The sequence below is a fragment of the Mesorhizobium sp. M4B.F.Ca.ET.143.01.1.1 genome (genome assembly GCF_004792275.1).
Taxonomy (GTDB): domain Bacteria; phylum Pseudomonadota; class Alphaproteobacteria; order Rhizobiales; family Rhizobiaceae; genus Mesorhizobium; species Mesorhizobium abyssinicae.
The window spans coordinates 467,166-491,103 of sequence record NZ_SRSR01000004.1 but is presented as its reverse complement, the minus strand read 5'-3'; the positions used below and the strand labels follow the sequence as shown (position 1 = coordinate 491,103).

Genomic DNA, 23,938 nt, shown 5'->3' with positions numbered 1-23,938 from the left:
TCCCCTCCTGCCATTGACGGACATGTGCGCCAGCCTTTAGCACTTCAGTCCCGCATGCGCGGGGGAGGATTCTCTTACGATGGATTTTGGCGGAGGCGACGAAATTCGCTTCGAGCGGTTGGGCAGGGCCGGCGTCGTCACGCTGACGCGGCCGCAGGCGCTCAACGCTCTCACCCACGCCATGGTCAAGGCGCTCGGCAAGGCGCTCGATGCCTGGGAGCGTGACGACGGCGTCGATGTGGTGGTGGTCAAGGCCGAGGGCAGGGCATTCTGCGCCGGCGGCGACATCCTGCACGTCTACGAGGCCGGCCGCGCCGGGCAGCCGCCGGTCGATTTCTTCGCCGACGAATACCGCCTCAACGCCCGCATCAAGCGATTCAAGAAACCCTACGTCGCGCTGATCAACGGCATCGTCATGGGTGGCGGCGTCGGCATCTCCTTCCACGGCTCGCAGCGCGTGCTGACCGAAAATGCCCAGTTCGCCATGCCGGAGGTCGGCATCGGCTTCTTCCCCGATGTCGGCGGGAGCCATCTGCTGCCGGATCTCGGCGGCCGCTTCGGCATGTACCTGGCGCTGACCGGCAGCCGCATCCGCCACGGCGACGCGCTCTGGTCGGGACTGGCCACCCACACCATCAAGGCCGAGGACCAGGCAGCCTTCCTCGACCGGCTCTGCGCCACCGGCGATCCGGAATCGGTGCTGCGCGGGTTTTTCGTCCCGGCCAGGCGCGAGACCGACCGGCCGGTGCTGGAAGCGATCGCGCACCATTTCGCCCAACCCTCTTTTTCCGATATCATCGCCAGCCTCGATCGGGGCGCGCCCTCCGACGAGTTCGCCGCAAAGACCCTGGCGACAATCAGGACGCGCTCGCCGACCAGCCTGCATGTCGCCTGGCGGCAGATCAGCGCCGGGCTGACGCTGTCGATGGACGAGTGCATGAAGATGGAGTTCCGCATCCTCAACCGCATGCTTGCCGGCCACGACTTCTACGAAGGCATCCGAGCCGCCATCATCGACAAGGGCTCGACGCCGCGCTGGCGTCCGGCAGGCCTGGACGACGTCAGCGTCGCCGATGTCGACGCCTATTTCGCGCCGCTCGGCGAGCGGGAGCTCGACCTGTGAGCGAGGTGACCTCCAGGCGCGTCGTGCTGCAGCCCTCGACCACCGAAATCATCTTCGCCTGGTTCCAGCGCGTCATCGCCGGCTACTGTCTGCTGTTCGGCATCCTCTACTGGATCCGGCTGATCGGCTTCTATCCCGGTCCGCTCTGGCGCTTCGACCTGATGCCGGTGCACTGGCAGGTGGCCGCGGTGACGCTCGCCGTCTTCTTTCCCTTCGCCGCCGCTGGCCTGTGGATGCTGGCCTCCTGGGGGCCTGTGATCTGGTTCATCTGCGCCGCGACTGAGATTGTGATGTATGTCGGCTTTCCCGATCTGTTCGGCCACCGCCCGCTGATCATCGCCTCGCATGCCGCGGTGGCGCTGCTCTACATCGCCTTCCGGGTGGTGATCTGGCTGCAGAAGCGCCAGGCCCAGCGCTAGCCCGGAAGCGCGGGCAATTTGTTCCGGAAACGGTGCCTAAATCTTTAGGTTAATTATCCTTGCTGGGGTGACCGTTCGTTAAGCCTCTTTCGAAACCTCTTACCGGTAAGCTCTTGTTAGCCTTGGCGTTTAAGTCGAATTTTATGAGTATTCGATAGTGTCGCGATCAAGGTGAAAAACAAAAAAATCACCGGGCGACAAACGAGAGGCAAAGACAATGATCAATTCGCGTCCGGCGGCGAAGACCGCCACCGTATCCGACGACCGCCGCGAGGCGATCCGTTCGCTTTACATGGAATCGCTGCAGCTGGTTGAGCGTCTGCACCGCCGTCTGCTTGACGTGATCAAGGACGAGTTCGACCGCAACGGCCGTTCCGACATCAACGCCATCCAGGCGCTGCTGCTCTTCAACATCGGCAATTCGGAGCTGACCGCCGGCGAACTGCGCTCGCGCGGCTACTATCTCGGCTCGAATGTCTCCTACAATCTGAAGAAGCTGGTCGACCTCGGCTTCATCAACCACCAGCGCTCGCGCATCGACCGCCGTTCGGTCCGCGTCTCGCTGACGCCGAAGGGCAACGAGGTGGCAGAAGTGGTCGCCGGTCTCTATGAGCGCCATGTCGGCTCGATCGAGCAGGTCGGCGGCATCAACACCGACGAGTTCAAGCAGATGAACCGCGCCCTGCAGCGGCTGGACCGCTTCTGGAACGACACCATCGCCTACCGCATGTAAGCGGCATCCGCGCCGAGGGACCGCGCCGCGGAAGCGCGGGCAGGGGAAACCGTCGGGGACCGGTGTCGAAAGGCGCCGGTCCCTTTTCTTTTTCGCGATGCAAAGGGATATTTCAGAAGCGCCGCGCCCATCGGCAGGGTGTCTACGCTGTTTGCTTTCGCCGCGGCACTGCCTAATGTCGCGTCCTGGCGAGGGAGCGAACATGAACCTGAAAAACCGTTCAAGGATCTTCTGGGGCGCCGCGGTGCTTCTGTTGATTTCGACCGCGGCCTCCGCCGAGGAGTGGTGGAAGGATTCTTTCGCCGCCGAAGGCAGCGCCCCGTGCGACAACAACGATACGATCGTGACATTCACCGACAAGGCGGTCGAGATGTGGGAGGTCGGCTGCTCGCTGGAGAAGGTGCAGAAGATCGGCGGCCTCGACGCGATCATCCTGGACATGACCTGTTCGGACGGTGAGACCACGGAAAAGAGACGCGAGCTGCTGCTCAAGCTGGAGGATAACAAGGTCATGCGTTATCCCCGACAAGAGGTGTTGCAGCGATGTTCGGAATTGAAGGCGCAGCCAGGGCCGGATCCGAAGGTCGAGACTGCGCACTGAGTGGGGACGCGACTGCGGAGGCGAGGACGATCGCTCACCGGTGCCGAAAAGCACCGCTGCTTTCCTTTCATCGCGTCGCCTGACGCAAATCGCGCGCCAAGGCCAAATTGCCGCCATAATCCCGGTGAAAGCGAGAATACGGGTGATGCTGCGGCCACAGGCCTGCCTTCACCTTGAAGTTGCGTCGCGCCACGCGTTTCACGCCGAAGCGATGCGGTCATGGTTGGCTAATTGTTAAGATTGCCAACCGTAGAGTGCGGGCGAGATCGCCCGTTGATCAGATGCTTAGAGAATGTCTGGAACGTCCATGAGAACCAGCCGCCGTTTCTTCCTTTCCGGAGCTTCCGCGCTTGCCGCAGCCATGGTTGCCAACAGTGCCAGCGCGCAGGACGTGATCGGGGATATCCTGAAATCATCGGCCCGCGGCAATTGGGACGACCAGTTCGACGCCCGCGCCAGCGAGGGCGGCAAAGTGGCCTCGACGCTGCCGATTTTCAGCCTGCAGACCGTCGCCTTCACCGAGCAGGCGGTGGCGCAGTACCAGACCATCGCCGGCCAGGGCGGCTGGGAGCAGGTGCCCGCGACCAAGAAGCTGCAGCTCGGCGTCGACGATCCCGATGTGGTGCCGCTGCGCAAGCGGCTGATGATCTCGGGCGATCTGTCGCAGAGCGCCGGCATCTCGAACTCGTTCGATTCCTATGTCGACGCCGCCGTCAAGCGCTTCCAGCTTCGCCACGGCCTGCCTGCCGACGGCGCCATGGGCAAATACACCTACACGGCGATGAATGTTTCGGCGCAGATCCGGCTTGGCCAGTTGCAGACCAATCTGCAGCGTCTGCGCGAAAAGGCTGGCACGCTGGGCAACCGTTACGTGCTGGTCGACATTCCGGCGGCCCAGATCGAGGCAGTCGAGAACGACCGCGTCGTGCTGCGCCACACCGCGATCGTCGGCAAGATCGACCGCCAGACCCCGATCGTGAATTCCAAGATCAACGAGATCATCGTCAATCCCTACTGGAATGCCCCGGTCTCGATCGTGCGCAAGGATATCATTCCGCTGATGCGCAAGGATCCCAACTATCTCAAGGACAGCCACATCCGCCTGTTCGCGCCGGATGGCAGCGAGGTCGACCCAATGACGGTCGACTGGTCGACGGATGACGCCGAGAAGTACCGCTTCCGCCAGGATCCGGGCGCCGGCAACGCCATGGCCTCGGTCAAGATCAACTTCCCCAGCCCGGATGGCGTCTACATGCACGACACGCCGCAGCAGAGCCTGTTCGGCAAGCTGATGCGCTTCGACTCCTCGGGCTGCGTGCGCGTCCAGAACGTGCGTGACCTCGTCACCTGGATCCTGCGCGACACGCCCGGTTGGGACCGCCAGCATTTCGAGGCGACGATCAAGACCGGCGAAAACACCCCGGTTCAGGTGACCAACCCGGTGCCGGTCCACTTCCTCTATCTTTCGGCATGGTCGACGGGCCCCGGCGTCGTGCAATTCCGCGACGACATCTACGGCCTTGACGGCAACGAAGAGCTGCAGATCACGTCTTCGCTCTAAGCGACTGGAATCTTTATTGAAAAGGCCGCCGATAGGCGGCCTTTTTGCTTTCCGCCTTCCGTCAGCTAGCCTTCGTCACGACTGGACGGCACGACCTGCTTTGCGCATGGTCGGGCAATATTCGGAATCGCCGCCATGCATGTCGCCGTCTTCATCCTGGTCATGCTCGTGTTCGTCGCGCTTTCGGGCGCCCTGGTCCGGCTCGTGCGCGTTCCGTTGCCGGTGCTGCAGATCGCCATAGGCGCGGCTCTTGCCTGGCCGGCGCGCGGCCTGCATGTCGAGATTGACCCGGAGCTGTTCCTCCTGGTGTTCATCCCGCCGCTCCTGTTCGGCGATGCCGTCGCCGCGCCCAAGCGCGAGCTTCTGGCACTGCGCGGGCCGATCCTCGACCTCGCCATCGGGCTGGTCTTCTTCACCATCGTCGGCTTCGGCTATGCCTTGCACTGGCTGGTGCCGAGCATCCCGCTGGTCGTCGCCTTCGCGCTCGCCGCCGTGCTGTCGCCGACCGATGCGGTCGCCGTGTCCTCGATCGTCGACAGGAACGTGGTTCCGGTGCGGCTGATGCACATACTGGAGGGCGAGTCGCTGCTCAACGACGCGTCCGGCCTCGTCATGTTCCGCTTCGCCGTCGCGGCGGCGCTGACCGGCAGCTTCTCTTTGGCCGCTGCGTCGCTGACGTTCCTCTATGCGGTCTCCGCCGGCATCCTGGCCGGCGTGGCGGCGCTGATCGTCGCCGCCAAGACGCTGCAGTTGCTCAACCGCATCGGTGGCGTGCCGTCCGAGGCGCAGGTGCTGGTGATGATCCTGATGCCCTTCATCGCCTATCTCATCGCCGAGCACGTCGAGGCCTCGGGCATCCTGGCAGCGGTCACCGCCGGCCTGCTCACCGGCGGCTCTGGCATCTTCCGCTATCTCGGCGTCTCGGCGCGCATGCAGACCATGTCGCTGTGGACGACGCTGTCCTTCATCTTCAACGGCGCGCTGTTCATCCTGCTTGGCCTGCAGCTTCCCGACATCATCCGCAACGTGCCGCCGGAGCTTTCCAGCAGGCATTGGCTGATCGAGCCCGCGGCGACGGTGCTGATCCTGACGCTTTGCCTGATCGGCCTGCGCTTCCTCTGGATCTGGGTAGGCGACATCGCGCAGCGCATCGCGGCGCGGTTCGGCAAGCACAAGGCAGAGCCGTTCGGGTTGCGCGTGCGGCTCGCCGGTTCGGTCGCCGGCGTGCGCGGCGCCATCACGCTGGCCGGCATCCTGTCGCTGCCGCTCACCATGGCCGACGGCTCGCCCTTTCCGTCACGCGACGTCGTCATCTTCCTCGCCGCCGGCGTCATCATCTGTTCGCTGACGATCGCCAGCCTTGCCTTGCCGAAGATCGCGCGCGGGCTGGTCGAGCCGGGCGAGGATCCAAGCGCGGCCGAAGAGCGCCGGGCGCGTGTCGGCGCCGCCAACGCGGCGATCGCCAGGATCGAGAGCATCGCCAACGAAGGAGGCGAGGGCGAGGCCGCCGAAGCCAGGCTCGCGGTGGCCGACAGCATCGTCGCCGGCTACCGCCGCCGCATAGCCGCCTCCGACGAGGCCGACGAGGCGCGCGCCGAGGCCCGCGAGGCGGGGCGCCTGGAGCTGGAACTCAGGCACGCCGGCATCGAGGCCGAGCGGGGCGCCGTGCGCGCCATGTTCCGCAGCCGCGAGATCAACGACCATACGATGCGGGCGCTGCTTGCCGAGATCACGCTCACCGAAGCCCTGCTGAAAAGCCGGCGGGAGCGGAAATAGACCTCGCGCCGCTGGCGTTGACGCAAACCGGCCAGCAAATTTCGCGGCGCAAACGTGGCGAGGCGAAAACAACTGTGTTAATGGCGCGGCAATGCATGTCGCCCAAGAGTGCGCAGCGGTTTTGGGGCAACGATATGCATGAACAAATTGCCCCGAACCGGAGGATTTCAGGCATGGCAACAGCAGCGGCAGCGTCGAACAAATTCGAATCCTTCTTCGAGACCACGCTGGCCGACGCCGATCCGGAGATTTTCGGCGCCATCCGCAACGAGCTCGGCCGCCAGCGCCATGAGATTGAGCTGATCGCTTCCGAAAACATCGTCTCGCGCGCTGTCCTGGAAGCGCAGGGCTCGATCATGACCAACAAATATGCCGAGGGCTATCCAGGCAAGCGCTACTATGGCGGCTGCCAGTTCGTCGACGTGGCCGAGGAACTGGCCATCGAACGCGCGAAAAAGCTGTTCGGCTGCAACTTCGCCAACGTCCAGCCGAATTCCGGCAGCCAGATGAACCAGGCCGTATTCCTGGCGCTGCTGCAGCCCGGCGACACCTTCATGGGCCTCGACCTCAATTCCGGCGGCCATCTCACCCACGGCTCGCCGGTCAACATGAGCGGCAAGTGGTTCAAGGTGGTCTCCTACGGCGTGCGCAAGGACGACCATCTGCTCGACATGGACGCGATCGAGAAGACCGCTCATGAGACCAAGCCGAAGTTGATCCTGGCAGGCGGCACCGCCTATTCCCGCATCTGGGACTGGAAGCGTTTCCGCGAGATCGCCGATGCGGTAGGCGCCTATCTGATGGTCGACATGGCCCACATCGCCGGCCTCGTCGCCGGCGGCGTGCATCCGTCGCCGTTGCCGCACGCCCATGTCGTGACGACGACCACGCACAAGTCGCTGCGCGGCCCGCGTGGCGGCCTGATCCTTTGCAATGACGAAGACATCGCCAAGAAGATGAATTCCGCCGTCTTCCCGGGCCTGCAGGGCGGTCCGCTGATGCACGTCATCGCCGCCAAGGCGGTGGCGCTGGGCGAGGCGCTGAAGCCGAGCTTCAAGCTCTATGCCGAGAGCGTCGCCGCCAACGCCAAGGCGCTGGCATCGAGCCTGAAGGAGACGGGCCTCGACATCGTCTCCGGCGGCACCGATAACCACCTGATGCTGGTCGATCTGCGCCCCAAGAACGCCACCGGCAAGCGCGCCGAGGCGGCACTCGGCCGCGCCAACATCACCTGCAACAAGAACGGCATCCCCTTCGATCCGGAAAAGCCCTTCGTCACCTCAGGTGTGCGCCTCGGCACGCCGGCCGGCACGACGCGCGGCTTCGGCCAGGCCGAGTTCCGCGAGATCGGCAAGCTGATCGCTGAGGTGCTGGACGGCTTGAAGGTGGCGAACTCCGACGAGGGCAACGCGGCCGTCGAGGCGGCGGTGAAGGCCAAGGTCGTGGCGCTCACCGATCGCTTCCCGCTCTATCCCTATCTCGGTTGACCTGAAGCCTCGCGTCATTCTTATTGGCCACGACGGGAAGCGCCGCTCCGGATGGAGCGGCGATCCGGACAGGAGCCTTGTTGATGATGCGATTTCCATGTCTCGGCGCTCTCGCGGCGCTTCTGGCGGCCTCGCCGTTGACCGGCGCCGCCCAGGCGCAGACCACGACGACGGCGCCGAAGGCAGAGACGGCTCCGGCCGCATCGCCTGCGCCTGCATCTCCCCCGCCTGCATCTCCCAAGACCGAGACCTTCGGCAGGTGGTCCACCATCATCGATGAAGTCAACACCGGTGAGGACGTGCGCAGAACCTGCGCCGCCTCGACGGCGTTCCTCGACCAGAACGGCACCGGCGGCACGCTGACGCTTGCCATCTCGAACGGCGACGCATTGCCGCCCGACGGCTATCCGAGCCTCGTCATCGCGCTGCGGAACAAGGATCTGCCGGCCGGCGAGAACATTCCCGCCGTGTTTGGTGACGACAAGGGCAAGGTCAAGGCGACCGTCAGCGCCGATATCGGCGACCAGTGGATGCTGGACAACAAGAAGGACGTCGCGCTTGCCCTGCTGCGGGCCATGCGGCGCGCGGCCGCGATCGATGTCGTCTTCGCCAACAAGCCGGTTGCCAGCATATCGATGGACGGCTTCACCAAGGCCTACCGCAGCCTTGGCGCGTCCTGCGGCTTCCCGACCACCGACGTCGCGCCCTGACAGGCAGCAAGGAGCCGCGCCATGGACATTCTCTGGAAAGGAGTCGTCGGCGGCCTCGTCACGGCGCTGATCGTCTGGGCCTCGAAGCGCGGCAACGTCCTGCCCGGCATCCTGCCGCTGGCGCCGACCTTCGCGGTCATCGCGCTGCTCGCGGTCGGCGCCAAGGGCAACCCAACCGGCTTTCGCGAGGCCTGTCTCGCCGGCTTCAGGACGATCCCCGCCTATCTCGCCTTCCTCGGCGCCTGTTGGCTGTTCATCGAGAGGGTAGACTATCGGCTTGCCGTTCTCGGCGGTATCGCGGTCTGGCTGGCGGCGGCGCTGGCAATCTTCCTCGCGCCTCGCTATCTCTGAGGCACGGAAGGCCGTCCGTGCTTTGCCATCGCGGCAAAAACCTCTAAGCCTTCCGCTCACCAAGAATCGCCAACCGAAGGCTCTCCATGCGCTGTCCCTACTGCCAGTCCGAAGATACGCAGGTGAAGGATTCGCGCCCTGCCGAGGATGGCGCGGCGATCCGCAGGCGGCGCGTATGCCCCGATTGCGGCGGCCGTTTCACCACCTTCGAGCGCGTCCAACTCCGCGACCTCGTCGTGGTTAAGAAATCCGGCCGCAAGGTGCCGTTCGACCGCGACAAGCTCTTGCGCTCGGTCGAGATCGCGGTGCGCAAGCGCAATGTCGATCCCGAGCGCATCGACCGCGCGGTCACCGGCATCGTGCGCCAGCTTGAAAGCTCCGGCGAGACCGAAGTGGCCTCGGGCGAGGTCGGCCGACTGGTCATGGAGGCGCTGAAGTCGCTCGACGACGTCGCCTATGTCCGCTTCGCCTCGGTCTATCGCAATTTCCGCGAGGCCAAGGATTTCCATGAGCTGCTCGGCGAGCTGAAGGGCGACGAAGACAAGGGCGAAGAGGACGCAGGCTGAGCATGGCAGGGCCGCGACCAAGCCCGGCCGGGCAGGAAGCTCTCGATCGCCGTTTCATGGCGGCGGCGCTGCGGCTGTCGCGAAAAAACGCCGGACGCACCTCGACCAACCCGTCCGTCGGCACGATCATCGTCCGCGACGATGGCGCCGGGCCGATGATCGTCGGCACCGGCGTCACCGCGGTCGGTGGCCGGCCGCATGCCGAGACCGAAGCGCTGGCCGAGGCGGGCGAACTCGCGCGCGGCGCCACCGCCTATGTGACGCTGGAGCCATGCGCCCACCACGGCCGCACGCCGCCTTGCGCCAACGCGCTGGTCAATGCCGGCATTGCGCGTGTCGTCGGCGCGGCCAGCGACCCCGATCCGCGCGTTTCCGGCCAAGGCTACGCCATCCTGCGTTCCGCGGGCATCGAGGTTGTCGAAAGTGTGCTCGCCGACGAGGCTTCGGAGCAGATGGCCGGTTACATGATTCGATCACTCAGGAAACGGCCGGAAATTATTCTGAAACTTGCGCTTTCCAGCGACGGAAAGATCGGCGTCGAGGGCGAGGGGCAGGTCGCGATCACCGGCGATATCGCGCGCCGCGAAGTCTATCTGATGCGCGCCGAAGCCGACGGCATCCTGATCGGCATCGGCACCGCGCTTGAGGATGATCCGGCGCTGACCGTACGGCTGCCCGGCCTTGAAAACCGCTCGCCGGCGCGCATCGTGCTCGACCGCCAGATCCGACTGCCGGACACCTCCAAGCTGGTCTCCGGCGTCGACCGCGTGCCGCTCTACCTCGCCGCCTGCCTCGAGGCCGATCCGCAGCAGCGCGCCACGCTCGAACGCGCGGGCGTGCACTTCATCGGAACGGAAACGTATGGAGGTGAGGTGGCCTTGCCTGAGCTGCTCGAGGATCTGGCGGCGCTCGGCATGGCGAGCGTCCTGGTCGAGGGGGGCGCCAGGGTGGCCAAGGCTTTCCTCGACGAAGACCTGGTCGATCGCATCGTGCTGTTCGGCGGGCCGGACGCGATCGGCGAAGAAGGCATTGCATCGCCCATCGACGCCGACCATATCCCGGCAGGGTTCCGCAAGTTGCGCGAGATGCGCTTCGGCGAGGACAGCTACGTCGAGTGGGTGAGACCATGACCCAAAAAGTGGGAACCGGTTTTCGGACCAGATGATGGTCAAACTGAAAGACAGAGACATCTGATGTTCACCGGAATAGTTACCGATGTCGGCACCGTCGCTGCCGTGAAGCCGCTCAGGGAAGGGGTCGGACTGCGCATCGACACCGCCTATGACCCGGAAGGCATCGCCATCGGCGCCTCGATCTCCTGCGCCGGCGTCTGCCTGACGGTGACGGCGTTGCCGGAAGGCGGCTCCAACGCCCGCTGGTTCGAGGTCGAGGCCTGGGAAGAGGCGCTCAGGCTGACCACAGCGATGGGCTGGAAGTCCGGCACCAGGATCAATCTGGAACGGGCGCTGAAGATCGGCGACGAGCTCGGCGGCCACATCGTGTCCGGTCATGTCGACGGCACGGCCGAGATTGTCGAGCGCAAGGACGAGGGCGACGCCGTGCGCTTCACGCTCGAAGCGCCGCGCGAGCTCGCGAAATTCATCGCGCCGAAAGGCTCGGTCGCGCTCGACGGCACCTCGCTCACCGTCAACAAGGTCGAAGGCACCCGCTTCGACGTGCTGCTGATCCACCATTCGCTGACCGTCACCACCTGGGGCGAACGCCAGGTCGGCGACCGCGTGAACCTCGAGATCGACACCATGGCTCGCTACGCGGCGCGCCTGGCGGAGGCGGCGAAAGAAGGGCTTTGAGCCACCCCGGCAAATTAGACCGGGCCTGAGCATCGGACAAAGCTTGCGAATGCTGCCGCTTCGGCCTAAGTCACCGGCGACCCCCGGAGACATCTATGGCTGGCATATCCCAACACGGCAAAGCGTTCATCCGTCCGAAGGACAAGGCGCACCTTCTCATCATCGAGGCGCGCTTCCATGACGACCTTGCCGACGCGCTGCTCGAAGGCGCAACGAGTGCGCTGGACGAGGCAGGCGCGACCTATGACGTCGTCACCGTCCCCGGCTCGCTGGAAATCCCGGCAGTGATCACCTTCGCGCTCGACGGCGCCGCCGAAGGCGGCACCGCCTATGACGGTTTCGTCGCGCTGGGCACCATCGTCCGCGGCGACACCTACCATTTCGACATTGTCGCCAATGAATCGAGCCGCGCGCTGATGGACCTCTCCGTGCAGGAAGCGGTCTGTGTCGGCAATGGCATCCTGACCACCGAGAACGACGCCCAGGCCTGGGCGCGCGCCAGACGCTCGGAAGGCGACAAGGGCGGCTTTGCCGCGCGCGCGGCGCTGACCATGATCGCCCTCAAACAGCAGCTGGGAGCGCGATCGTGAGCGAGCCCGCGTCGCCCGGCCAGCCCACGGCCCGCCACGCCAACAAGCGCGGCGCCGCCCGGCTCGCGGCCGTGCAGGCGCTCTACCAGATGGACGTTGCCGGCAGCGGCGTGATCGAGATCACGGCCGAGTACGAAGCGTTCCGGCTCGGCAAGGAAGTCGACGGCGCGCTCTATCGCGAGGCCGATGCGCAATGGTTCCGCGCCATCCTCACCGGTGTCGTCGAGAACCAGAAGACCATCGATCCGGTCATCCGCCAGGCGCTGACCGACGACTGGCCGCTGTCGCGGCTGGATTCGACGCTGCGCGCCATCCTGCGCGCCGGCGTCTACGAGCTGATGAAGCGCGACGACGTTCCGGTGGCGGTGATCGTCTCGGAATATGTCGACATCGCCAAGGCTTTCTACGAGGAAGACGAACCGAGGCTCACCAACGCCGTGCTCGACCGGGTGTCGCGCCGGGTGCGCGGCGAAGGCCGCGGCAAGGACACTTCGTGACGGCCGCGGCCGTCGTTGCCGAGGCCGGTAAGGAAGCGCGCCGCACGGCGCTGCTGCTTGCCGCCGCGCAGGCGATCATCGGCTCGGCCGCACCCATCGCCATCTCGCTTGGCGCGCTTGCGGGACAATACCTGCTTGGGCCCGACAAATCGCTGGCGACGGCGCCGGTCACCGGCTTCAACATCGGCGTGGCGCTGGGCGCGCTGCCGGCCGCCGCCATCATCCGCCAGCTCGGCCAGCGCGGCGGCTTCATGACCGGCACCATCGTCACCGCGCTCGGCGGGCTTGTCGCGACGCTGGCTCTGTTCAACCCGAGCTTCTGGCTGTTCGCCTTCGGCCTGCTGGTGATCGGAGTGGGCGGCGCTTTCGTCCAGCAGTTCCGTTTCGCCGCCGCCGACAACGCGCCGCCCGAATTCAAGGCGCGCGCCATCTCCTTCGTGCTGGCGGGCGGCATCGTCACCGCCATTCTCGGGCCGCAGATCGTCATCTTCACCCGCGAATCCTTTGCACCGGTGATGTTCGCCGGCTCGTTCGCCTCCATCCTGGTGCTGTCGGCCGTCGGCGCCGTCATCCTGTCGTTTCTGCGCATCGCGCCCAAGGCGGTCAGCGGCGCCGCGGTCGAGGACAGCGACGCCAGGCCGCTATCCGAGATCGTCACCCAGCCGCGTTTCGTCGCGGCGCTGTTCTGCGTCGTCGGCAGCTATGCGCTGATGAGCTTCGTCATGACCGGTGCGCCGCTCGCCATGGTCGGCTGCGGCCTGTCGACGGATGATGCCACGCTTGGCATTTCCTGGCATGTGATGGCGATGTTCGGGCCAAGTTTCTTCACCGGCTCGCTGATCCACCGCTTCGGCGCCGAGCGCATCGTCGCCGCCGGCCTCGTGCTCCTGATCGGCTGCGCCGCGGTCGCTTTGTCAGGCCTGGCGCTGTGGCAGTTCTGGACGGCGCTGATCCTGCTCGGCCTCGGCTGGAATTTCGGCTTCATCGGCGCAACCTCGATGGTCGCCGCCAGCTACCGCCCGTCGGAAAAGAGCAAGGTGCAGGGCTTCCATGATTTCGTCCTGTTCGGCTCCGTCGCCTTCGCCTCGCTGATGTCCGGCGCGGTCTACAACGCCTGGGGCTGGGCGATGCTCAACTGGCTGGTGTTCCCGGTCTGCGCGCTCTGCTTCGTCGCGCTCGGGGCGTTGAAGGTGACGAGCTTGCGCGCAGCCAACTGACATCACCCTGTCCTGGACCGGCGCTGCCACGTTGGGCCAGCCCGTATAAAATTATTGCGTGTATCCACCTTGTTATGAAACCGTGTGCCCCGACGGGGCGTTGAAGCCATGCTCATATGCGGCAACCGAATCCGGTTCACAGCAAGGGATTTCACCATGTTTTCAATCAAGCTTCTGGCTGGCGCCGCGCTTGCGCTCGGCATCACCGCTGCCTCGGCAAACGCGCAGGTCGTCGTGTCGTCGAAGATCGACACCGAGGGTGGCGTGCTCGGCAACATCATCCAGCTCGTGCTGAACGCCAACAACATCAAGACCACCGACCGTATCCAGCTCGGCGGCACGCCGGTGGTGCGCAAGGCGATCACCGCCGGCGAGATCGACATCTATCCCGAGTATACCGGCAATGCCGCTTTCTTCTTCGAGAAGGCCGACGATCCGGTCTGGAAGGATGCCGCCAAGGCCTATGAGGCGGCCAAGAAGCTAGACTATGACGCCAACAAGATCGTCTGGCTGTCGCCATCGCCGGCCAACAACACCTGGGCGATCGCGCTGCGCAAGGAGGTCGCCGACGAGAACAAGCTGGCGACACTCACCGACTTCGGCACGTACGTGGCTGGCGGCGGCAAGGTCGTGCTCGCGGCCTCGGCCGAATTCGTCAATTCGGCGGCCGCCTTGCCGGCCTTCCAGACCACCTACGGCTTTGCGCTGAAGCCCGACCAGTTGATCACACTTTCCGGCGGCGACACCGCGGCGACCATCGCGGCTGCCGCGAACCAGACCAACGGCGCCAATGCGGCCATGGTCTACGGCACCGACGGCGGCATCGCGCCTTCCGGCCTCGTCGTCCTCGACGACGACAAGGGCGTCCAGCCGGTCTACCAGCCGGCGCCAATCATCCGCGAGGCGGTGCTGAAGGAGCATCCCGAGATCGAGACGCTGCTGAAGCCGGTGTTCGCCAAGCTCGACCTCGTCACGCTGCAGGAACTCAACGGCCGCGTGCAGGTCGGCGGCGAGCCGGTCAAGGGCGTCGCCGAGGACTTTTTGAAGAAGAACGGATTCTTGAAGTAGTCGCGATCGCGTCGAAGAAGCGTACGCGGGTGCGAGGCGCCCCCCTCTGTCCTGCCGGACATCTCCCCCACAAGGGGGGAGATTGGCAGCTTCATCGCCGTCGCTCTTCTTGCCACGCTGGGGATTGGGGAAAGCCCGCGCGACATCTGATCTCCCCCCAAGTGGCGGAGATGTCCGGTAGGACAGAGGGGGGCGCGAAGGAACGAGGCCTTCCTATTTCTGTCTCTCCGAATTGCTGCGCGAGCAGCCGATGACCCTCCGTTTCGACAAGCTCGGCGTGGTCATCGCCGCGATCGCGGCCTATGCGGCGTTGCTTGCCCCCTTCGCCACCTTCCGTGCCAACCGCATCGTGCCAGGCCAGGCGCGCTCCATTCTGGAAGCGCTGCCGTCAGTCACCGGGCCGCTGCTGCTGGCGATCGTCATTGCCGGCGCGCTCATCGCGCTGCTGAAGACGCCGCTGCTGCTCCGGCTTGCCGCCGGCGTCGTGGCGCTTGCAGCGCTTGCCATCCTCATCGGCACGGCCGGCAGCTTCCTCACCCCGGCAGGCAACACCTTTGCCCGCGTCTCGCCGGCCTCCGGCTTCTGGCTGCTGATCTTCGCCTTCACGCTGCTGCTCGCGGATGTGCTGACCAGGCTCGATCTGTCGCCCTGGGCGCGCGTCGGTGTGCTCGTCGCCGCCGCGCTGGCGATCGGCCTGCTTCTGGTGTCGGGGCAATGGGATAGCCTGTCGATCCTGAAGGAATACGCCAACCGCGCCGACAGTTTCTGGGCCGAAGGCGCCAAGCACATCACGCTGGCACTGGGCTCGCTGGCGGCGGCGGTGGTGGTCGGCCTGCCGCTCGGCATCCTGTGCCACCGCGTCGAGAGGCTGCGGGCCGGCGTGCTCAACGTGCTCAACATCATCCAGACCATTCCCTCGATCGCGCTGTTCGGGCTGCTGATCGCGCCGCTCGGCTGGGTGGCGACCCATGTGCCCGGCGCCGGCGCTTTGGGCATCCGCGGCATCGGCACCGCGCCAGCCTTCGTCGCGCTGTTCCTCTATTCGCTGCTGCCGGTGGTGGCCAACACCGTGGTCGGCCTCGCAGGCGTCCCGCGCGCCGCCAACGACGCCGCCCGCGGCATGGGCATGACCGACCGCCAGCGGCTGTTCGACGTCGAATTCCCGCTCGCCTTCCCGGTGATCCTGACCGGCATCCGCATCGTTCTGGTGCAGAACATCGGCCTTGCCACCATCGCCGCGCTGATCGGCGGCGGCGGCTTTGGCGTGTTCGTCTTCCAGGGCGTCGGTCAGACCGCGATGGATCTGGTGCTGCTCGGCGCGGTGCCGACCGTGGCGCTGGCCTTCGCCGCCGCCATCATCCTCGACGCCATCATCGAAATGACCTCCATCAGACGACATGAGGCAAGCCCGGCATGATCGAGATCGAAGGCATCACCAAGCGCTATGGCGAAACCACAGTGGTCGACGACGTGTCGATGGCGATCGAGCCGCGCACTGTTTGCGTCATCGTCGGCACGTCCGGCTCCGGCAAGACGACATTGCTCAGGATGATCAACCGGCTGGTCGAGCCGACCGCGGGCGTCATCAAGCTCGACGGCGCCGACAACCGCTCGCTGCCGGGTTACGAGCTGCGCCGCAGCATCGGCTACGCCATCCAGGGCCATGGCCTGTTTCCGCATCGCACGGTGGCGCAAAACATCGCCACCGTGCCGCTGCTGCTCGGCTGGGACAGGGACCGCATCAAGCGCCGTGTCGACGAGCTGATGACGCTCTACCAGCTCGATCCGCAGGCCTATGGTCCGCGTTACCCGCACGAGCTCTCCGGCGGCCAGCAGCAGCGCGTTGGCGTTGCCCGCGCGCTGGCAGCCGAGCCGAACGTGCTTTTGATGGACGAGCCGTTCGGCGCGCTTGACCCGATCATCCGCAACAAGGCGCAGGAGGACCTGCTGGCGATCCAGAAGCGCTTCGGCACCACCATCATCCTCGTCACCCACGACATGGAGGAAGCCGTGCATCTGGGCGACAAGATCGCCGTCATGGATGCCGGCAAGCTGGTGCAATACGCAAAACCCGCCGAGATCCTGGCGAAGCCGGCCAGCGCCTTTGTGGAGACGCTTGTCGGCGCCAGCGAGAAACCGTTCCGGCTGCTGTCGCTTGGCCGCGTCGGCGATGCCGTCGAGAACGGCCCCGCCGAGGGCGAAGCGATCCCGGCCGAGGCCAGCCAGCGCGACGCGCTGGCCGAGCTGCTTTGGTCGGGTCGCCCGGCGCTGCCGGTGAAGGATGGCGACGGCAAGCCGCTTGGCCGGGTCACCGTCGATGGGCTGGTCAGGCGCGCCGCGAGGCCTGCATGAAAGCCTGGATGCCATCGCTGCTCCGGCTTCTCCTGGTGGTGCTGCTTGTCGCCTTCGTCACCAACCCAGGCTTGTTCGAGCCGCTGCTCAAGCCGCTGACCGAGAACGGCGCGCCGGCGATCTACAACCAGGGCAGCTTGCTGACGCTGACGCTGCTGCATCTGAGGACCGTGCTGATCGCTACGGTCACCGCAACCATCGTCGCGGTCGCGCTTGCCATTCTTGTCACCCGGCCAGCCGGCACCGAGTTCCTGCCGCTGTCGCGCAGCCTGGTCAATATCGGCCAGACCTTTCCGCCTGTCGCCGTGCTGGCACTTGCCGTGCCGGCCGTCGGCTTCGGCGAGAAGCCGACGCTGATTGCGCTCTTCCTCTATGGCCTGCTGCCGATCTTCGAGAACGCGCTGACGGCTCTCACCACCCTGCCGGGCAATGTCATGGAAGCGGCGCGCGGCGCCGGCATGACCGCCTGGCAGAGGCTGGTCAAGGTCGAGCTGCCGCTCAGCGCGCCGATCATCCTCGGCGGCATCCGGCTTTCGGTGGTCATCAGCCTCGCCACCGCCACCATTGGTTCGACGGTTGCGGCCAAGACGCTTGGCGAGGTGATCATCGCCGGCCTGCTGTCGAACAATCTCGCCTTCGTGCTGCAGGGCGGCCTGATCGTCGCTGCACTTGCCGTGCTGATCTATGACGGCCTGTCGGCCATCGAGCGCTACGCGGCGCGTCGGATGGGGCAGGGGGCGGTTTAGCGACAAATGTCGGGACCGATCGGGCGGGACCGAGACTGAAGGGCCTGTCGAGAGGCGACGCCGGATCCGTGCGGCGACTGATGACCCCACGTCATTTCAATCGATCTAAAAGGACGGTCACGACGGCAGGTTTGCCATCGCCTTCGCCTTTTGGGCGAAAGCCGGGCAAAAACCGAACAATATCTTGACGTTCCCAGCCCTGTTTCGCATACAGCCCAGCCAAGGGGTGGATTCCGCCTGGCGGCGTGCATCCCCGTTCCAACGGCCCAGGGAGGGGTTCTTTTGGGCCATCAATCGAGGAAAATTCGGCAATGACCATCATTTACGCCGTCATCGCCTGCGGCCTGCTTTCAGTCCTTTACGCTATTTGGGCGACCCGTTCGGTCCTTGCGTCCGATCAGGGCAATCAGCGCATGCAGGAAATCTCCGCAGCCATCCGCGAGGGCGCCCAGGCCTACCTGGCGCGCCAATACACCACCATCGCCGTCGTCGGCATCGTCGTGCTCCTGCTTGCCTGGTGGTTGCTGTCGATCACCTCGGCCATCGGCTTCCTGATCGGCGCCGTGCTCTCGGGCGCCGCCGGCTTCATCGGCATGCACGTTTCCGTGCGCGCCAATGTGCGCACCGCGCAGGCCGCCTCCAACAGCCTTGCCGCCGGCCTCGACATCGCCTTCAAGTCGGGCGCCATCACCGGCATGCTGGTGGCGGGTCTGGCACTGCTCGGCGTCTCGATCTACTACTTCATCCTGACCGGTCCGATGGGCCTCCAGCCGAATGACCGCATCGTCATCGACGCGCTGGTCTCGCTCGGTTTCGGCGCCTCGCTGATCTCGATCTTCGCCCGTCTCGGCGGCGGCATCTTCACCAAGGGCGCCGACGTCGGCGGCGATCTCGTCGGCAAGGTCGAAGCCGGCATTCCCGAGGACGATCCGCGCAACCCCGCCACCATCGCCGACAATGTCGGCGACAATGTCGGCGACTGCGCCGGCATGGCGGCCGACCTGTTCGAGACCTACGCCGTCACCGTCGTCGCCACCATGGTTCTCGCTGCTATCTTCTTCGGCGGCACTGCCATTTTGGCCGACACCATGCTCTATCCGCTCGCCATCTGCGGCGCCTGCATCCTGACCTCGATCGTCGGCACCTTCTTCGTCAAGCTCGGCTCCAACGGTTCGATCATGGGCGCGCTTTACAAGGGCCTGATCGTCACCGGCCTGCTGTCGATCGTCGGCCTTGGCGCCGCCACGTCGCTCACCATCGGCTGGGGTGATATCGGCACCGTCGCCGGCATCGCCATCACCGGCAAGAACCTGTTCATATGCGGCCTGATCGGCTTGGCTGTGACCGGCCTGATCGTGGTGATCACCGAATACTACACCGGCACCAACAAGCGCCCGGTCAACTCCATCGCCCAGGCGTCGGTGACCGGCCACGGCACCAACGTCATCCAGGGCCTTGCTGTCTCGCTGGAATCGACGGCGCTGCCGGCGATCGTTATCGTCGGCGGCATTATTGCGACCTACCAGCTCGGCGGCCTGTTCGGCACCGCGATCGCCGTCACCACCATGCTCGGCCTTGCCGGCATGATCGTGGCGCTCGACGCCTTCGGCCCGGTCACCGACAATGCCGGCGGCATCGCCGAAATGGCCGGCCTGCCCAAGGAAGTGCGCCACTCGACCGACGCGCTCGACGCGGTCGGCAACACCACCAAGGCGGTGACCAAGGGCTATGCCATCGGCTCGGCCGGTCTCGGCGCGCTGGTGCTGTTCGCCGCCTATTCGAACGACCTGAAGTTCTTTGCCGCCAATGGCGACAAATTCCCCTACTTCCAGGGCATGGGCGACGTCTCCTTCGACCTCTCCAACCCCTACGTCGTCGCCGGCCTGATCTTCGGCGGCCTGATCCCGTATCTGTTCGGCGGCATCGCCATGACTGCCGTCGGTCGCGCTGCCGGCTCGATCGTCGAGGAGGTGCGCAAGCAGTTCCGCGAGGACAAGGGCATCATGGCCGGCACCTCGAAGCCCAACTACGCCCGCGCCGTCGACCTTCTGACCAGGGCGGCGATCCGCGAGATGATCATCCCGTCGCTGCTGCCGGTGCTGGCGCCGCTGGTGGTCTATTTCGGCGTGCTTCTGATCTCGGGCTCGAAGGCCTCGGCCTTTGCGGCACTCGGCGCCTCGCTGCTCGGCGTCATCGTCAACGGTCTGTTCGTCGCCATCTCGATGACCTCGGGCGGCGGCGCCTGGGACAACGCCAAAAAATCGTTCGAGGACGGCTTCACCGACAAGGACGGCGTCAAGCACCTGAAGGGTTCGGAGGCGCACAAGGCCTCGGTCACCGGGGACACCGTCGGCGATCCCTACAAGGACACCGCCGGCCCGGCCGTCAACCCGGCGATCAAGATCACCAACATCGTCGCCCTGCTGCTCTTGGCCGTGCTCGCGCACGGCTGAGGCTCGAGGCTGGAAGTCAGAAAAACCCGCGGGAGCGATCCCGCGGGTTTTCTTTTTGCCGTCACCCGATCTGCGTGAGGATCGAGCCGTCGGTTATCTTGTCGTCATTTGCGAGCATCATTGCCTTGGACAGGATGACCGACAGGGTGTCGTCGCCCTCGAACGGCACGTAGGCTGGCCTTGGCCCGGTCGCCTCGTTTGACGGCACGATGCAGAGATAGCGGTCGTTGGGCGCCATTCTGATGTGCCCGGACGCGAAGTTGATCTTGTAGGTCTTGCGCTTGCCGTCGACGATCAGGAACTCGTCTGTAACCGTGCACTGGTTGGCAATGGCGAGGCCGGGCAGGATGGTGGCGATGAAATCGCGGCGACCCTTTGCCAGGCCGCTGGCCTGTCCCGCCGAATAGCGCTCGCGGTAATCGAGGAATTCAGGCCGCTCCGACAGCGGGTGGCGGGCATCGCCGCCGCGATCCTGCCAGTGGCGGTCGTTGCCGATCGAGGTGCGGCCTATCACGCTGTCGATGTCGTACATCGCCTCGCAGAACGCGCGGGGAGGCACTGCATCGACGGACAGGGGCACCTCGTTCGGCAGCCCGGTCTTGGGATCGAGCGCGAAGAAGGCGACACGGTCCGTGGCGATGAAGGCGTAGAGGGCGGCGCCGCGCTCCGCCGCCTCGATGTCCTGCACGCGCGTGCCGATGCCGGCGACCCAGAATTCGGCGGCGACGCCGTGATGCGGCAGGATGAGCCGAACGCGTTCATGCTCGGCATTGTTGCCGTGCATGCTGCGGTTGTACGCCGTCCAGCCGCGCTTCTTCAGGATTGCCATGACCGGAGCCTGCTCCAGTATGTGCGCGGCGAAGCGGTTCGAATAGCTCTGCGTGGCAAGTTCGGCGTCGGTGACGACATAGACCGGCCGCCAGGCCTGGATAAAGGGCTGCTGGATCGTCTGCCTGGCAAGGCTCTCGCGCCAGGCGGCGACGGTCGTGGCCGGGCTGTCCAGCGGATGCCAAAGGTGGACCGTCCAGTCCGGTCCTGGAACCGGGCAGCGAACGCCGGCATGATCGACAAGCCCGCCGTCGCGCGGCATGGCGACGAACGCCTCGCCCTTGGGACCCACAAAACGCCAGATCAGGCGCTCGGAAAGCGTGCGCAGCAGGCCATTGCCGATCAGCCGATCCTGCCAGCCCTGGTAATTCCAGTGGCGGCCGTCGCGCCAGGCGCTCTCGATGCGGCGCCGCGCTTCCGGCAGGATCAGCGCGATGTCCTTCGCCGCATCTTCCAACTCGCCCGCCATTTCGCTACCGCCGGGTGCCGCCTTGAAATCCTTGGCGATGCCGCGGCTCGACTTGCCCTTGGCGTCGATGCTGCGCAACTCGGCCTTGGCCGACGAGACGACGCGCAACTCGACGCGAACGCCGCCCAGTTCGTCGACACGAAGCCCGCCGTCGCCGATGCCGTACTCGGCCATGGCGATTTCCTGCATGTCGTCGCCCGACAGGCCGAGCTTTCTGCCCGCCGCTTCCAGCGCCTTGTCGATCGACTTGATCACCACTTTGTCGTCGATCCTGCGGCGAAGGCGGCCGAGCGCATAGGCGGCGTCCGCGGTGCCCAACTGGCCGAGCGACCAGACGCAGGCCGCCCCTGTCTTTTGCGAACGCACGGTGCGTCCGTAATGCCCTGTCTTGATCAGCGTCGCGCCTGCCAGCGATTCCAGCAGCGGCAGCGCCTTGTCGGCCGGCAGGCGGGACAAGGCCAAGGCAATGCCGCGTGCGACCGCGACATTGTCGGGCGACAGTTCGCCGTGCAGTCGGCCGAGATCAAATTGCCAGGGTACATAGTCCCCGGCCGCGCGCTGGAACAGCAGGCCCGGTATCGCGCAGATCGCCTTCAGCGCGGACTGCCGCACCGCCGCCGCATAGCCCGCCGACTCCCGTTCCGGCAGCGGTGTCGGAAACACCGATGCATTCTGCGGGCTGAACACCAGGCTGTAGGCTTCGAGGCCGATATAGACGTCGCGGTCGATCTCCGGCAGCGCCGGTTCGCAGAGCGGTTTGAGCCACTGCCTGAAACCGTCGGCCACCGTGTCGTGCCCAAGGGCTGCGATCTTGCGTTCGCAATCCTTCAGCCAGGTCGTGCCGGGCGCGCCATCGCCGGCGGCAACCAGATGGTTGAGCAGGCTGCCGTCAGGATCCCCGCCGCCGAATTCGAACGCCTCGACCTGCGTGCCGGCCCTCGTGAAGTCCTGCGGCCAACCCCGATCGAAGGTCGGCCCCATGGTACGCAGCATCGCCATTTGCGCGGCGGTCGCGAGCTGTCGCCATTCGGGTTTTTCCTGGCTCAGCATGCGGCTGAGATGGTTGTTGTAGTCCTTGTGAAAACCTTCCTCGCCCTTGGTGTCGCGAGCCCACCAGCCGAACCTGAAGGCGGCACTGCCATCGCCGGAGCCAAAACGGGCGGCGAACGCCTGTCGGTCGGTCAGCCAGTTGTGCACCGTCCTGTCGCCGGCGTAGGCGCGGATGTCCTCGAACAGCGGTGCCAGTTCCGTCAGCACGTCGTCCCAAAATTCCGCCTTGTCGGACGGCGGCGGCGTGTAGCGCAGGTGCGGAAGTTTTCCCGGCGGATTGGCCCGCATGCGCGCAAAGAAACTGTCCTGCTGGCCGGCCCCGGCAAGCGCCTTCAGCGAAACGATCAGCGGTGGATCGGTCTTTTCCGGACCAGTCCGGTTTTTGTAGTACTGCGTATCGCAAACCAGCGCGATGAGCCTGGCGGCGTTGGCCCGGTCCTCGGGGCCAGGAACCAGTCCGTGTTTCACCGCGCGCTCGATCTCGCGAACGATGCCGAGCTTGGGCAACCCGCTCGACCAGCCGATCGTGCCTTTGAGGTGGAGGCCGGCCTGGTCGTTGGCGAGCAGCCTGAGCGCGGTGGCGGTTCTCGGCGCGTTCGCCTGGAAGCCGCTGCGCAGAAGATCGCGACTCAAGGTTTCGCAAAAGCGCGCGAATCTGGGTGGGATGCTGCCCTCGCGGCTGCGCACATAGATGGCCACCGCCGGACCCCAGCCGAACCGCGCTCGCAGCATGTCGATAGTGTCGAACAACTCGCCGCGCTGTTCCGCCGACAAAGCGCGCAGGCGGCTGGTGATATCCTTGCGGGCTTCCTCCGAGTTCGCGGTGTCGTAGGCGCGGACGAGGGAGATGAGCTCCGCTGTCATCGGACGCGAGACGCCGGCGGATGAGGCCAGCTCGATATCCCGCGCCAGCGCCTCCGCCTGGCTCCGCTCCCTGTCGGCATGGGCGCGATGGAGGCGCTCGACCATCCTGTTTATGTCGGCGACCGGCGCCGGCTCAGTCGGACGCGCGGCGCCGCCTACGGCCTTGCCGAACGCCGCGGCCGCTGCCCTGAGACCCGAAAACAACCGTCCATTGCTCATCCGCTCAGCCTCCCTTGAGCCGCAAAAGCTTGATGAAGACGACGTCCGTGCGCGCTGAAATGACGGCCACGTCGTCCAGCGCCATCATTTGCTTGCCACCGACGACCACCATGAAGGCGTTGCGCGAAAAGGCCTCGATCGCTGCCGCCACAGCCTGGTCCGGGTTGGTCTTCTTGAGCGGTCCGGTGTTTGGCGCATAGAGCAGGGTCTCGATCGCCGCGTCGTTGCGCGAGGCGTGCAACCTGTCATGCTCCAGCAGCACGCGTTCGGTGATGATCTGCCGGAGCGTGCACGGGACGCCGTCCTTCCAGTCCAGGACGAAGCTCTGGACCGGCTTGCGGGCGCCGATCTGGTCGTACATGACGATGCGGCTCATCTGACCCTCCGATCCGGCTGATCTTGCGGATCAAAAATTATAGGCAGATGAAACCCAAGCGCCATTGCGTT

23 protein-coding genes are annotated in these 23,938 nt (G+C 65.6%); 20 read left to right on the top strand and 3 right to left on the bottom strand.

Annotation, left to right across the window (positions count from 1 at the left end; genetic code table 11):
- Positions 1-79 precede the first annotated feature (79 nt).
- The 19 genes from EN786_RS13320 to EN786_RS13225 all read left to right on the top strand — a co-directional run bounded on the left by EN786_RS13320 (position 80) and on the right by EN786_RS13225 (position 17,608).
- Entirely contained in the window at positions 80-1,123 is a 1,044-nt protein-coding gene (locus EN786_RS13320) for an enoyl-CoA hydratase/isomerase family protein (protein WP_127309871.1), read from the top strand.
- Positions 1,120-1,542: a DUF6163 family protein gene (locus tag EN786_RS13315; protein WP_127285745.1), complete on the top strand. Its 423-nt coding sequence runs from the start codon at positions 1,120-1,122 to the stop codon at positions 1,540-1,542. The genes EN786_RS13320 and EN786_RS13315 overlap by 4 nt, the downstream gene beginning before the upstream one ends.
- Before the next feature lie 217 nt (positions 1,543-1,759).
- A complete protein-coding gene (locus EN786_RS13310; protein ID WP_126054949.1) occupies positions 1,760-2,275 on the top strand; it encodes a winged helix DNA-binding protein in 516 nt (171 codons plus the stop codon).
- A 202-nt stretch (positions 2,276-2,477) separates the two neighbouring features.
- On the top strand, positions 2,478-2,876 hold the full coding sequence (locus EN786_RS13305) for a hypothetical protein (RefSeq protein WP_245478227.1): 399 nt from the start codon (positions 2,478-2,480) through the stop codon (positions 2,874-2,876).
- A 307-nt stretch (positions 2,877-3,183) separates the two neighbouring features.
- Complete coding sequence (locus EN786_RS13300) at positions 3,184-4,437, top strand: murein L,D-transpeptidase (RefSeq protein WP_127309873.1); 1,254 nt, start codon at positions 3,184-3,186, stop codon at positions 4,435-4,437.
- A gap of 135 nt (positions 4,438-4,572) precedes the next feature.
- The gene (locus tag EN786_RS13295; protein ID WP_135908569.1) at positions 4,573-6,213 is read left to right on the top strand and encodes a Na+/H+ antiporter; all 1,641 of its coding nucleotides are present in this window, start codon (positions 4,573-4,575) and stop codon (positions 6,211-6,213) included.
- A gap of 173 nt (positions 6,214-6,386) precedes the next feature.
- On the top strand, positions 6,387-7,700 hold the full coding sequence (gene glyA / locus EN786_RS13290) for a serine hydroxymethyltransferase (protein WP_127285742.1): 1,314 nt from the start codon (positions 6,387-6,389) through the stop codon (positions 7,698-7,700).
- Positions 7,701-7,783: 83 nt separating this feature from the next.
- Positions 7,784-8,410: a hypothetical protein gene (locus EN786_RS13285; RefSeq protein WP_245478229.1), complete on the top strand. Its 627-nt coding sequence runs from the start codon at positions 7,784-7,786 to the stop codon at positions 8,408-8,410.
- Between the two features lie 21 nt (positions 8,411-8,431).
- Positions 8,432-8,761 (top strand): GlpM family protein, encoded by a 330-nt coding sequence (locus EN786_RS13280; protein WP_127285741.1) that lies wholly within the window; start codon positions 8,432-8,434, stop codon positions 8,759-8,761.
- An 86-nt stretch (positions 8,762-8,847) separates the two neighbouring features.
- The gene (nrdR, locus tag EN786_RS13275; RefSeq protein ID WP_126054944.1) at positions 8,848-9,327 is read left to right on the top strand and encodes a transcriptional regulator NrdR; all 480 of its coding nucleotides are present in this window, start codon (positions 8,848-8,850) and stop codon (positions 9,325-9,327) included.
- Between the two features lie 2 nt (positions 9,328-9,329).
- Positions 9,330-10,457: a bifunctional diaminohydroxyphosphoribosylaminopyrimidine deaminase/5-amino-6-(5-phosphoribosylamino)uracil reductase RibD gene (gene ribD / locus EN786_RS13270; RefSeq protein ID WP_127309874.1), complete on the top strand. Its 1,128-nt coding sequence runs from the start codon at positions 9,330-9,332 to the stop codon at positions 10,455-10,457.
- Between the two features lie 63 nt (positions 10,458-10,520).
- Positions 10,521-11,138: a riboflavin synthase gene (locus tag EN786_RS13265; protein WP_127309875.1), complete on the top strand. Its 618-nt coding sequence runs from the start codon at positions 10,521-10,523 to the stop codon at positions 11,136-11,138.
- A 95-nt stretch (positions 11,139-11,233) separates the two neighbouring features.
- Complete coding sequence (gene ribH / locus EN786_RS13260) at positions 11,234-11,728, top strand: 6,7-dimethyl-8-ribityllumazine synthase (protein WP_135908567.1); 495 nt, start codon at positions 11,234-11,236, stop codon at positions 11,726-11,728.
- Positions 11,725-12,225, top strand: a complete 501-nt coding sequence (gene nusB, locus EN786_RS13255) for a transcription antitermination factor NusB (RefSeq protein WP_127312278.1) — start codon at positions 11,725-11,727, stop codon at positions 12,223-12,225. Before ribH ends, nusB begins: the two co-directional genes overlap by 4 nt.
- The gene (locus EN786_RS13250) at positions 12,222-13,442 is read left to right on the top strand and encodes an MFS transporter (protein WP_135908565.1); all 1,221 of its coding nucleotides are present in this window, start codon (positions 12,222-12,224) and stop codon (positions 13,440-13,442) included. Before nusB ends, EN786_RS13250 begins: the two co-directional genes overlap by 4 nt.
- A gap of 156 nt (positions 13,443-13,598) precedes the next feature.
- Positions 13,599-14,510 (top strand): ABC transporter substrate-binding protein, encoded by a 912-nt coding sequence (locus EN786_RS13245; protein WP_127311908.1) that lies wholly within the window; start codon positions 13,599-13,601, stop codon positions 14,508-14,510.
- A gap of 250 nt (positions 14,511-14,760) precedes the next feature.
- A complete protein-coding gene (locus EN786_RS13235; RefSeq protein ID WP_127311909.1) occupies positions 14,761-15,927 on the top strand; it encodes an ABC transporter permease in 1,167 nt (388 codons plus the stop codon).
- A complete protein-coding gene (locus EN786_RS13230; RefSeq protein ID WP_135908563.1) occupies positions 15,924-16,862 on the top strand; it encodes an ABC transporter ATP-binding protein in 939 nt (312 codons plus the stop codon). Before EN786_RS13235 ends, EN786_RS13230 begins: the two co-directional genes overlap by 4 nt.
- On the top strand, positions 16,859-17,608 hold the full coding sequence (locus EN786_RS13225; protein WP_127312127.1) for an ABC transporter permease: 750 nt from the start codon (positions 16,859-16,861) through the stop codon (positions 17,606-17,608). The genes EN786_RS13230 and EN786_RS13225 overlap by 4 nt, the downstream gene beginning before the upstream one ends.
- A gap of 91 nt (positions 17,609-17,699) precedes the next feature.
- Here the strand turns inward: EN786_RS13225 and EN786_RS13220 are convergent, their stop codons facing one another.
- A complete protein-coding gene (locus EN786_RS13220) occupies positions 17,700-17,930 on the bottom strand; it encodes a hypothetical protein (protein WP_127284706.1) in 231 nt (76 codons plus the stop codon).
- Between EN786_RS13220 and EN786_RS13215 the strand changes: the two genes are divergently transcribed.
- Positions 17,920-20,061 carry a sodium-translocating pyrophosphatase gene (locus tag EN786_RS13215; protein ID WP_127284707.1) on the top strand — a complete coding sequence of 714 codons (2,142 nt, stop codon included), beginning with the start codon at positions 17,920-17,922 and terminating at the stop codon, positions 20,059-20,061. The genes EN786_RS13220 and EN786_RS13215 overlap by 11 nt on opposite strands.
- A gap of 61 nt (positions 20,062-20,122) precedes the next feature.
- Here EN786_RS13215 and EN786_RS13210 read toward each other — a convergent pair whose 3' ends face one another.
- Complete coding sequence (locus EN786_RS13210; RefSeq protein WP_135908561.1) at positions 20,123-23,491, bottom strand: DUF4132 domain-containing protein; 3,369 nt, start codon at positions 23,489-23,491, stop codon at positions 20,123-20,125.
- 4 nt (positions 23,492-23,495) lie between these two features.
- Positions 23,496-23,867, bottom strand: a complete 372-nt coding sequence (locus EN786_RS13205) for a hypothetical protein (RefSeq protein WP_127311827.1) — start codon at positions 23,865-23,867, stop codon at positions 23,496-23,498.
- Positions 23,868-23,938 lie beyond the last annotated feature (71 nt).